Here is an 11,996-nt window from a genome sequence, read left to right as displayed (position 1 = left end):
ATTTGATAAGAAGAAAATGCTTCCGTTCGTTTTGGCGAGTGGGTTCATTGCAGACACGACATCGTTGCCACTCATCGTGAGTAACTTGGTGAACATCGTATCTGCCGACTATTTCGGTGTGGGGTTTATCCAATACGCTCTGCATATGATAGTACCCGATTTGTTCTCATTTGCAGCAGGTCTTATAATGCTCTATTTGTTCTTTCGAAACGATATTCCCAGTGAATATAACCCGAGTGACTTGCCGAATCCGACACAAGCCATTAAGCATGCGGGAATGTTTAAGGCGTCGTGGGTCATTCTCGTCGTGTTGCTGATTGGTTACATATTGACGGAGCTTCTTCATTTCCCTGTATCGGTTGTTGCGCTCGCGATTGCGCTGATTTTTCTAATTGCTGGGTCTAGCACGAAGACCATCACACCTTGGATCACCATTCAGTCCGCACCATGGGCTATTGTTGTCTTCTCGATTGGTATGTATGTGGTGGTTTATGGGCTTCGAAACGCAGGACTGACGAATTTGCTTGGTCACTTGCTCCAATGGTCGACGCATAGTGGGCTTTATGGTGGGACGTTGTTCACTGGGTTTATTACTGCGATTTTGTCGAGTGTAATGAATAATTTGCCGACGGTTATGATCGGTGCGCTAGCCATTCACTCCGCGAGTACCACAGGCGTCATGCGTGAAGCTATGATTTACGCGAATGTCATTGGCTGTGACCTTGGCCCGAAGATCACACCGATTGGCTCGCTAGCAACGCTTCTGTGGCTACATGTTTTGTCACAAAAGGGCGTCAAAATTAGTTGGGGTCAATATTTCAAGACGGGGATCATCCTTACCATTCCAACCCTGTTTGTAACGTTATCGGGTTTGTATCTGTGGGTTTCAATCATTCACTAACCTTGGAGGGGCAATGGTGAAAAAGGCATTGATTCATCTCTGTGAACGGAGAATTCGTCCCGTAGCCAAATGGTCGAAGGTGGAAATGGACAACTCCAATCGGTGGAAAGCGTTTCATTCTTGGGGCTGGGTACTCGCATTAAGTAGTCTTTTGTTATCGATTGATTCATATTGTTCGTTTCGCTTTTTCTACATATGGAATGTTTCGCCGTCTCGCCTTTTTCTAGTTTCTTTATCTGTTATAGCGTTCATTACCGGTTTATTGGGTCTCAAAAGCCACAGAAATAGAATGATAAGTGTATTCACCATTCTGTTGTCGCTAGGACTAATTTTCTCATTGTTACTCGCGATGACTTTTTTGAGAGTAACAAGAGTACAAACGCTACAGTCGCCTAATCACAATTACACAATCTCCTTTTACATGGTAGATACAGGGGCAGGTGTTTCGCCTATATCTATTGGCTATGTTGATGGACCCCTGTGGGTTAAAAGAAGATTTTATACTGCGGGGACAAAGGAAGCACCAAATCACATCACATGGAGAAACAATTCCACTATCCTGAAAATCAATGGCCACCAAGGCGTGTAGGAGGGCACACTGAACTAACCCCATCGGCGATGAGTTTATATGGATAATTATACCTATACCTCTTATGAATTCCTAAGCTGAATGCTTTATCTCAATTTCCAGACCAAGAGACTTAAGCTTTCGAATTGCTTGCTTGACGACTGCATCTTTCTTGCGTGTTTCGTAATAGGTGGGGCCGAGTTCAACGTAAGGCTGACGCCGTTTTAAGATGTAGTACACGATAGTCAAGATACTGTGTGCCACTGCAATTGCTGCCCGATTTTCCCTCGACGGGCTCCAATCCTGTGATACTGGGCAGACAAATAGGTTTGCTTCGTGATTGCCGCTGCACGAGCGGCCTCAACCAATGCCGTTCTTAGTTTTTGGTTCCCTTTGCGAGTTTTCCCCGATTTTCGTTTGCCTGCACTCTCGTTGTTCCCTGGAGCCAACCCCGCCCATGAGCACAAATGGGCAGCGGACGGAAATTGAGCCATATTTGTCCCAATCTCAGCAAGTAATTGTTCTGCTGTACGTCGCCCCACACCTGGGATGGTGTCAACCAACGCCAGCTCTTCCTCAAAAGGGAGCATACGTTCCTTAACCTCTTCATCCAATCGGGTAATCTCTTCATCTAGGTAATCGATGTGACGCAATTGTGCCGCCAGCATCATCCGTTGATGAGCCCCTACCAGCCCATGCAGTGCTTTTTGCAGATCAGCCTTTTTAGATTTCAATCGACCTTTCGCTAACTCGGACAATGCTTTGGGGTCTTCTTCTCCATGAATCATGGCTTCCAGTATTGCCCGTCCGGATTTCCCCAGTGTGTTACTGGCAACCGAAGACAACTTGATGTTGGCTCCCTCCAGCACCTTCTGAATTCGGTTCACCTCTCGTGATCGCTCATCAATGAGGCTACGGCGGTAGCGAATTAACTCTCGTAACTCACGCTGTTCACGGTTGGGGATATAGCTAGCTTGTAGCAATCCATGCCGCAGGAGCCCGGCAATCCATTCAGCATCTTTGACATCTGTCTTGCGGCCTGGAACGTTCTTCATATGCTTGGCGTTAACCACAAGCACGTCGAAATTCTCGGATTCGAGAAGATTATAGATTGGCTTCCAAAATGAAGCCGTACTTTCCATTGCTACATGAGTACACTCATGCTCCACCAACCAGTCAACCATCTCCAACAGATCCTCCGTCATGGTCGAAAATGTACGGATATCTTTGCCCTTGGGCGTTAAAGCACAAGCGACTACCATCTTCTTGTGAACATCTAGACCACAACAACGTTCATAGACTACATCCATGCAGATCCTTCCTGGCAACTGGTCATATTGAAGGGCTGGTGCAACGACCATTCTTGATCATTCTATCCTGCGTGCTTCCCGAGTCGGGAGCGACATTCTGTGGTGCACTAGGTCGTCGTAGTCAGTCTATTGAGCGGGCTCAAGGCACCAGAGTGGAACGACCTGCCTTCGCCAGCCACCAGAAAAATCATTCAACACAAGGCTATTTTCATCCTTCTGATGGTGCCGCCCCAGCGGCATGAAGGTCTATTGTCATAAATAATCACTCAATAAATCTAAAGCAGGGGCAGATTTACAACAATTAGTGTCACGATGGAGGTCCAACGAGTTATACCGCAATTTTACGGATGTACGCCTTAAACGAGACTGTCAGTGTAGCATGTAGCTTTCACGGTACAAGTGCTGTGAATGAAGGGAGCGTTATCTAATGGTATGTTGAAAGCGTTCAGTCGTTGAATTTGTTTTATACCTTAAAAGCACGATTTATAGTGGTTACACCCAACCATAACCGCAGTGTTTTCCGCAACTTAAAAATGCAGAAAAACGCGGCGCTCCGATATACCGCGTTATTTATATTTATGCAATTTGGTCAGCGTTTCCTTATGTCGTTAACGCACCCTTTTATTCAACAAGCAATGTTGGCACCGTCATTTCCAATGGCTGACCACAACGATTGTCGGCAAATGGAGCGTGTCATTGCCATGTTGATTATGCGTTGCTTGCCATCATCCGATTGTCAAGCTGTTTAAGAACAATAGGCCATGCCTGTTCGTGCTGATTCCTTGACTCCTCATCTGGGAAACCTGCGTGTGTCAGACGAAGGTGGGTGCCGTTGCTGTGGGGTTTAAGTTCAACCGTGACAACCGTTTCCGCTCCCTTAGTGCCTCCAGCCCCAGTAACCCACGTCAATTCAACGAGACGGTCACGTTCGAGTCTCAGAAATCGTCCATAATGAGGATGCCGCTTTCCCTCAAACTGCGTCTCGAAGAAGAAAACTGTATTGACTTTACCTTGCATTATCACCGACCCAGGAGCAGCGAACCAACGGTCAAACTGCTCTGTCCATGCTCGGAAAAGCACTTCAGGAGACGATTCCATTAGCCGCTCAACCGTTAGATGATATGGTCGCGACGAAATGTCAGGTACAGATATAGGTGTTGTCATTTTTATCTACAATCCTTTTCGTTTAGGTGTTCCACTAAAAATGTAACAGACTCTATGGGCTTATTGAATATTTCTGCCCGTTAGTGCAACATGAACGGCAAGTCTAATAAATCACTAAGCCTCCCGTAGCATGGTGCTACGACAGTATTTTCGCCATTTAATATTCATCCACATATGTGCCGTCCACAAGTAAGGAGTCTTTGGCAGTTCCCTCTACAATAAAGTCCATTTTCTTGTAAAGGGCAAGACCGTTCTCATTATGTGTCATCACCGTTAACTCAAGACGGTGGATGCCTACCTGTCTTGCCCACCTGTCTGCTTCGGTGAACAATGCCGTTCCTATCCCCTTGCCAGTGAATTTCTGTAGAATGCCCACGACGATATGAACCTTGTGACGATTTCTCCGGAACTCTCCACCAAATGCACCCAAGTGGCCTACAAGTTCCTTTTCATGTTCTGCGACAAAAATCATGCTGTTTCCGCTGGCTAACAGAGACTGAATCCGATTCTTTTGTTGGTCATCATCGATTGTACGTTCATCCGGCTCCAGCATCATGAATTTTGTTTCCTGATCAAGTTGTTTACACAAAGCGAGATAATTATCTGAATCATCTTCGGTTATTTGCCGAATTCGTATCACTGTATATGTTCACCTCATTCCAAGTCCAATAAGGTCTTTTCTGTGACCTGGGCAGCAGACTTCAACCCACCGCTTGTTGACCATAACTGCCCCTTAGTTCAATAAGTGTAGCACATGGACAGCGTATGAATATACAATGTCAATGTATAAACGACCGCCGCGTTTTTCTGCAAATTAGAACCGCGGAAAACACCGCAGTCGGAAAGATGGACGAGTAAGGAATAGGCATACTTAAATTCCGTTGATGAAATATAGTTCAACGGAATTTAAGTATTGCAGCCTAAGTTACTATTCAATCTTATTTAATATTAACGAATTCAAGGTTTGTTAGTTTCGCAAAATCCTCTATTTGTTCGGCTGTTACGGCGAAGGAGAACACGGTATGGTGACCGCCGCCGTTTTCAATCCATTTGCGGACCCCTTCGTAAAATCCTGATTTTGGTGTCCAAATCTGTCGTGCTACAGGAAGGTTTGGTGCTGGTTCAGATGGTCTTTTACCCTCCACCTCGTACATGATTAGTTTGAAGTGATCTCCAAAGTCAGAAATAGTTAAGTTAATTGCATCTCCATCCGATCCGTCAAAAACAAGGCGTGCCGGATCCTCACGGTCACCTATGCCTAATGGGTGAACCTCCACTCTGATTTTGGAGCTTGCCAAAGTTGGATCAACCTCAAGCATATGTGCCCCTAGAATTTCCTCGCGGCCTTTGCTTAAGTTGTACGTGTAATCTTCCATAAAGCCAGTTTTTTTGTTATGCGCCATAATTTTAACCAAGCGGTCGAGGGCTGCAGTTTTCCAGTCTCCTTCTCCGGCAAAACCATATCCCTCTGCATTCAGCCTTTGAACTGCCATGCCAGGGAGCTGTTTCATGCCCCAAAGGTCTTCAAAGTTGGTAGTGAAGGCCGAATATCCGCCTCGCGTGAGGAACTTGCGCAAGGCAATTTCAATTTTAATCTGTTCTTTAACATGATCATCAAAATACTGAGGATCGTTTCTTCCAATTACAAACTCATATTGATCTTTGCACTCTGCGTAAGTTGCTTCAATTTCTTGATTTGTAACTTGGTTCATTTCAGCAACAAGATCGCCAATGCCGTAGTAATCAACGGTCCAACCGAACTGGATCTGTGCTGCAATTTTATCTCCGTCCGTTACTGCGACATTGCGCATGTTATCCCCGAATCTCGCCACTTTAATATTGAAACTTTCGTTGTAGGCTACTGCAACATCCATCCATCTGCCGATTTGGCTGTGGACATTCTCATCTTTCCAGTGACCGACAACGATTTTATTATTTTTATTTAATCTCGCATTGATAAATCCATACTCACGGTCACCATGGGCGCTTTGGTGCAGGTTCATGTAATCCATATCAATGGTGTCCCATGGAATATGGTCAAGAAATTGTGTGGTCAGATGGAGAAGTGGTTTTTGTAATAGTATCGTTCCTCTGATCCAGTTTTTTGCGGGAGAAAATGTGTGCATCCAGGTGATTACGCCCGCGACGTCATCGTTATAGTTTGCTTCTTTCATAATCTGGGTAATGCTATCAGCGGTTGTAGCCACTGCTTTAAAGATGATTGGATAAGGTAAATGCCCGCTTTTATTCAATTCGTCAATTATTTTCACGGTATTGTCTTTGACTGCGTCCAGTGTTTCTTTGCCGTATAGATGCTGACTGCCAACTACAAACCAGAACTCGTAATCTTTTATCTTTAGCATTTACTATTCTCCTTAAGCGATAATGATCAATTAGTTCATATTTTTCTGTCCGTAATAAGCGTTGCTACCATGCTTCCTCAGGAAGTGCTTATCGAGAAGACTTTGGTCTATATCAATATGATGTGGGTTCAGTTGCAGCGAGTGATAGGCCATCTTTGCGACTTCCTCTAACACGACCGCATTGTGTACGGCCTCATGGGCAGATTTTCCCCATGTAAAAGGACCATGGTCATTAACGAGTACGGCTGGAATCTGATCAGGGTTAATTCGACGTTTCTCAAAGGTCTCTACTATGACATTTCCGGTTTGTTTTTCATACTCATGGATGATTTCCTCTGCTTTCATAAGTCTCGAGACGGGGATCGGACCGTAAAATGTATCGGCATGTGTTGTACCTGCTGCAGGAATATCAAGGCCTGCCTGAGCAAATGCAACAGCCCAAGGAGAATGCGTATGAACGATTCCTCGAATGTTGAGAAAATGCTTGTAGAGGACACAGTGCGTAGGTGTATCGCTTGACGGATTCAAATCGCCCTCCACGATATTTCCGTCCAGATCGACAACCACCATTTTCTCGGGGGACAATGTGTCGTAGTCGACACCACTTGGCTTAATTACAAGTAGGTTAGTTTCACGATCGATTCCGCTTACATTTCCCCACGTGAAGGTCACCAAATTATATTGTGGCAACAACATGTTTGCTTCGTATACTTGCCTTTTTAAATCTTCTAACATCACGGGATCCTTCCTTTGATATGAAGTCATTCTGCAGAGTAATTAATTGGATTGATATTTTACGTATTAATATTCAAGTATTAACCGCTTACAGGAGGAATGCTATAACTTTTATCCGTATAAGTCAATGATAATTTAAAGTCATATGGATAAATAAAGTGGGTTGTTTATTTTGTTGAATATATGATGGTATTAGGCTCATATGCTTTTAATGTCGCTGCTCCTTGTTGTACGTGTTTGTAAGCCGCTAAACGTTGCCTAAATGGGTAAGAAAGGCGATGGATTGTGGGTGTGAACAGGTGAATCATTATAATCCATCGAGTATGCGGTTTGAATTTAAAATCATACGGACGACCTATCTTTCGTGATTGATTTATATGGACAAATGTGTTACATTTCGCTTTGAAAACGCTTTTAATTCCGTTTGGTGTAAGCGCGAACAAAGGGGGCGGCCGAGGCCATTCATATTTTTGCGTGTGAAATTCCTATGTAGAGAAAGTGTTAAGTTGAGGAGGGAACTGAAATGGTTGATGAAAAGAAGATTCCGAGCGGCTTTATTTATTTTTTTGGGGCGTTTGGCGGCATTCTTTTTGGCTACGACATAGGCGTTATGACGGGTGCTTTGCCTTTTCTAGAACGTGATTGGAATCTCCAAAACAGCGCTGGAGTTATTGGGTGGATTACTTCCGCGGTTATGTTTGGGGCTATTTTTGGAGGGGCTTTGGCCGGGCAACTTTCTGATCGCTTAGGGCGACGCAAAACAATTTTAATATCCGCCTTAATTTTCGTCGTTGGATCAGTTCTATCAGGGATAGCCCCTCATGATGGGCAAGGCTATTTGATTGCAGTTCGAATTTTATTAGGATTAGCCGTTGGTGCAGCTTCAGCGCTAGTTCCAGCTTACATGTCAGAAATGGCACCTGCACGCTTGCGCGGACGTTTGTCCGGTATCAATCAAACAATGATTGTTTCTGGGATGCTGCTTTCGTATATTGTCGACTTTTTACTGAAAGATTTACCTGAAACAACTGGGTGGCGGTTGATGCTTAGTTTGGCAGCGGTGCCTGCTTTGGTTTTATTTTTTGGAGTATTGCGGTTACCTGAATCGCCGCGTTTTTTGATAAAAAACAATAGACTTGATGAAGCGCGTAAGGTGTTAAGCTACATTCGCTCCACTAACGAAGAAATTAATGTGGAAATCACACAAATTCAAGAGGCCGCCAAAGCCGAGGCTAGAGCAAATCAAAAAACAGCATGGGGCACGTTGCTCAGTGGTAAATATCGCTATTTATTAATTGCTGGAGTGGGTGTAGCGGCCTTTCAACAATTCCAAGGTGCTAATGCAATTTTCTATTACATTCCTTTAATTGTGCAAAAAGCAACAGGGCACGCGGCGAGTTCGGCGCTGATGTGGCCAATTATTCAAGGGGTTATTCTCGTGGCAGGTTCATTGGTGTTCATCATGATCGCTGATAAATTTAATCGTCGTACTCTATTGACGGTAGGCGGCACTATTATGGGGTTATCCTTTATTTTGCCTGCAATATTGAATGTATTAATTCCGAATGCGAATCCCATGATGATCGTTGCTTTCTTGTGTATCTACGTAGCACTTTACTCATTCACGTGGGCTCCTATTACTTGGGTCATAGTCGGTGAAATTTTCCCACTGGTCATTCGTGGACGTGCGTCAGGATTAGCCTCATCATTTAACTGGATTGGCTCTTTCTTGGTCGGATTGTTGTTTCCAATTATGACTGCTTCAATGTCTCAAGAATTTGTTTTTGCAATATTCGGAGTTATTTGCTTGCTTGGAGTTTTATTCATACGCATATGTGTTCCTGAAACTCGCGGACATACCTTGGAGGAAATTGAAAAAATTCGAGGAAAGAGCGCGGGGGGGAAATTAAATGAACTTAATAGAAACGTCTAAGGCAATTCAACAAGGGAATGTTTCATTAGGCATCGAATTGGGATCAACGCGCATTAAAGCCGTATTGATAACGGATGACTTTCATATGATAGCTTCTGGAAGCTATGTTTGGGAGAATAAATTTGAAAATGGGATTTGGACTTACTCATTAGATGAGGTCTGGAGCGGAATTCAAAGAAGTTATGCGCAAATTGCAGCTGATGTTCAAGGCAAGTACCACATGGGTTTGAAAAAAATCAGTGCCATTGGTGTAAGCGCTATGATGCATGGATATTTGGCATTTTCGAAGAATGGTACTTTGTTAACGCCTTTTAGAACATGGCGCAATAATATTGCCGAACAGGCTGCTGATGAGTTGACGGATCTGTTTAACTTTAACATTCCACAAAGATGGAGTATTGCACATCTGTATCAGGCAATTTTAAATAAAGAATTGCATGTAAATGACATTGGTTTTATCACCACTTTAGCTGGTTATGTACATTGGAAATTATCTGGGCAAAGGGTTTTAGGAATTGGAGATGCATCGGGTGTTTTCCCAATTGACGAAGTTACTGGAACTTACGCTGCGGATTTTCTAGACAAATTTGAAAGTATGGAGAATGTGGCGCAATACCAATGGAGTATTCGGGATATCTTGCCGAAAGTTTTACGAGCCGGTGAATATGCAGGAAGGCTGACTCGGGAAGGAGCTAAATTATTAGATGTTCATGGCGTTCTCCAAGAAGGCAGCTTAATGGCTCCCCCAGAAGGGGACGCCGGTACGGGTATGGTTAGTACGAATTGTGTTCGTAAACGAACTGGAAATATATCAGTTGGAACTTCTGCTTTTTCAATGGTTGTGCTTGATAAGCCATTGAAAAAAGTCTACAGAGATATTGATATTGTCACTACCCCAAGCGGTGCGCCTGTGGCGATGGTTCATATCAATAATTGTTCATCTGATATCAATGCGTGGGCAAATATATTCAAAGAATTTGCAGAGCGCCTGGGTATAGATCTGAAAGCGGATCGTTTATATGAAACATTATTTTTATCTACTATGAAAGCTGATCCTGATGCAGGTGGATTAATCAATTACAGCTATTTGTCGGGCGAAAACATTACCAAAATGCCTGCTGGGCGCCCGCTTTTTGTCAGACATCCTAGTAGTTCCTTTACATTAGGCAATTTTGTTCAAACACAGTTGTACGCTGCATTTGCTCCACTTAAAATTGGAATGGACATTTTGAAAAATGAGGAACAGATTGAGACAGATGTGTTGATTGCTCAAGGTGGTCTATTTAAGACACAAGTGATTGGACAGCAAATTTTGGCCAATGCATTAAATACACCGATTACTGTTATGAGTACAGCTGGTGAAGGTGGCGCTTGGGGCATGGCAGTATTAGCTGTCTATTCCAAATACGGAAGTGAGCGTGTCAGTTTGGAGGACTTTTTGGATCAAGAGGTGTTTACTGACCCGGGTAGTGTGACCTTAAATCCAGATCCTGAAGGCGTTTCGGGATATGAACAGTTTATAAAAAAATACCAGGATGGTTTGCCGATTGAGTTTATGGCAATTAAGTCCATTTCATAATACCAGAAGCTTGTGATTACGAGTATAAAACCGTAACGAGATTAGACAAAAAGTCAACGTGACAATGGATTAAAAGGGCCTAGCCCGTGTCGGATAAATGCAAGTTGACACGGGACAGGGCTCTTTTATTCATAAGACGTGAAGGCCTACCGCAACCGCGGTTTCTGGTACAATTGTAGTATTATCAACCTTGAATCTGCAGAGGATGGTTATTTAATAGGACGTCCAATCAAAATCCGTTGATGAATGAAGCTCGAGTTATTCTCGCGTTATTATTATAATAATCATTGTTTCTTAAACTAACGAATTAAGGGAAATCACATGACCAAAAAGTACGAGCGAATTAAGCAAGATATTACAGAGAAAATCCTTTCGGAAGTATATAAAGTGAACGAGAAGTTGCCGACAGAATCGGAACTCATGGAGATGTATCAAGTGAGTCGATTCACGGTTAGACATGCGATTGGTGAACTGGAGAAAGAGAATTTTGTTTACCGGATTCAAGGTGGAGGGATGTTCGTAAACGATTGGAAGGACAAACCTCGACCGAACATTCAAAATAAGACAATTGGTCTGATTACAACCCATATAGCAGATTATATTTTCCCTAATATTATCGCGGGAATTGACAACTACATATCCAATTATGGGTACTCCGTTTTGATTGCCAATACACAAAACAATCCGGAGAAGGAGCGAAAAAGCTTAACGAACTTGTTGTCGAATAAGTTGTCGGGATTAATCATTGAGCCAACCAGAAGTGCTTTGAATAACGACAATAAAAGCATTTACGACAATATTAAATCGATGGGTATCCCTATGCTGTTCATTAATGCTATCTATGATGGTTTGGATATTCCTTATTTAGTAATGGATGATGTCAAGGTTGGAGAAATGGCTACAAACACCTTGATTTCCCAGGGGCATAAACAAATTGTTGGTATATTTAAGGTGGATGATAAACAGGGAATTCATCGTATGAATGGTTACATTAAAGCCTTTCAGGACCACCCTGAGATCTCAAATATGGGTGAAATTATGATGTACCAGACTGAAGAGAATAAGATCAACTTATTTAAAAAACTGTACACAATTCTGGCGCGGCCCAAGTTTGCTCCAACTGCAATCGTTTGCTACAACGATCAACTGGCCATTCAAATCATTAAATTCGTGGAAGAAATCGGTTTGAAAATCCCTGACGATCTTTCCATTATCGGTGTTGATGATTATCAATTCTCGCAGTTCATCAATCCCGGATTGACAACGATTCGGCATCCACAAGAAGTGATGGGCCTGGACGCTGGTAAAATGATTATCAATCTGATAAACAACCAACCAGTTACATCAAAGGTATATGAGCCGGAATTGATTGAAAGGGGTTCAGTAAGAGCGATTCATTCGCCTAAGGACTCAATTCAAAGAGGCGAAAAAGGAAACAAGTAG

8 protein-coding genes and 1 pseudogene (1 of these 9 cut by a window edge) are annotated in these 11,996 nt (G+C 43.2%); 4 read left to right on the top strand and 5 right to left on the bottom strand.

The window, feature by feature from the left end:
* Positions 1 to 901, top strand: the 3' portion of a protein-coding gene (locus K1I37_RS19695) for an arsenic transporter (RefSeq protein WP_031219054.1). The gene continues 401 nt to the left of window position 1, outside the view; 901 of the gene's 1,302 nt are visible here — the last part of the coding sequence; the start codon falls outside the window, past its left edge; it ends in the stop codon at positions 899 to 901.
* Between the two features lie 661 nt (positions 902 to 1,562).
* Here K1I37_RS19695 and K1I37_RS19690 read toward each other — a convergent pair.
* From K1I37_RS19690 to K1I37_RS19670, 5 genes and pseudogenes are all read right to left on the bottom strand, one after another.
* Positions 1,563 to 2,779 (bottom strand): annotated as a pseudogene (locus K1I37_RS19690) (IS110 family RNA-guided transposase).
* A gap of 708 nt (positions 2,780 to 3,487) precedes the next feature.
* Positions 3,488 to 3,943 (bottom strand): SRPBCC family protein, encoded by a 456-nt coding sequence (locus K1I37_RS19685; protein WP_031219053.1) that lies wholly within the window; start codon positions 3,941 to 3,943, stop codon positions 3,488 to 3,490.
* 157 nt (positions 3,944 to 4,100) lie between these two features.
* Complete coding sequence (locus K1I37_RS19680; protein WP_021297718.1) at positions 4,101 to 4,583, bottom strand: GNAT family N-acetyltransferase; 483 nt, start codon at positions 4,581 to 4,583, stop codon at positions 4,101 to 4,103.
* 298 nt (positions 4,584 to 4,881) lie between these two features.
* Complete coding sequence (araA, locus tag K1I37_RS19675) at positions 4,882 to 6,306, bottom strand: L-arabinose isomerase (RefSeq protein WP_021297717.1); 1,425 nt, start codon at positions 6,304 to 6,306, stop codon at positions 4,882 to 4,884.
* Positions 6,307 to 6,336: 30 nt separating this feature from the next.
* Positions 6,337 to 7,041 carry an L-ribulose-5-phosphate 4-epimerase gene (locus K1I37_RS19670; RefSeq protein ID WP_021297716.1) on the bottom strand — a complete coding sequence of 235 codons (705 nt, stop codon included), beginning with the start codon at positions 7,039 to 7,041 and terminating at the stop codon, positions 6,337 to 6,339.
* A gap of 523 nt (positions 7,042 to 7,564) precedes the next feature.
* On the opposite strand from K1I37_RS19670, the gene K1I37_RS19665 reads away from it, so the two are divergent.
* The 3 genes from K1I37_RS19665 to K1I37_RS19655 all read left to right on the top strand — a co-directional run bounded on the left by K1I37_RS19665 (position 7,565) and on the right by K1I37_RS19655 (position 11,996).
* Positions 7,565 to 8,974, top strand: coding sequence for a sugar porter family MFS transporter (locus K1I37_RS19665; protein ID WP_021297715.1), 1,410 nt, complete (start codon positions 7,565 to 7,567; stop codon positions 8,972 to 8,974).
* The gene (locus K1I37_RS19660; protein WP_021297714.1) at positions 8,952 to 10,553 is read left to right on the top strand and encodes a xylulokinase; all 1,602 of its coding nucleotides are present in this window, start codon (positions 8,952 to 8,954) and stop codon (positions 10,551 to 10,553) included. Before K1I37_RS19665 ends, K1I37_RS19660 begins: the two co-directional genes overlap by 23 nt.
* 321 nt (positions 10,554 to 10,874) lie before the next feature.
* Complete coding sequence (locus tag K1I37_RS19655; protein ID WP_021297713.1) at positions 10,875 to 11,996, top strand: GntR family transcriptional regulator; 1,122 nt, start codon at positions 10,875 to 10,877, stop codon at positions 11,994 to 11,996.

This window comes from Alicyclobacillus acidoterrestris, assembly GCF_022674245.1.
Taxonomy (GTDB): Bacteria; Bacillota; Bacilli; order Alicyclobacillales; family Alicyclobacillaceae; genus Alicyclobacillus; species Alicyclobacillus acidoterrestris.
Note: the sequence above shows the minus strand (reverse complement) of the source record. Positions and strands in the feature narration are given on the sequence as shown.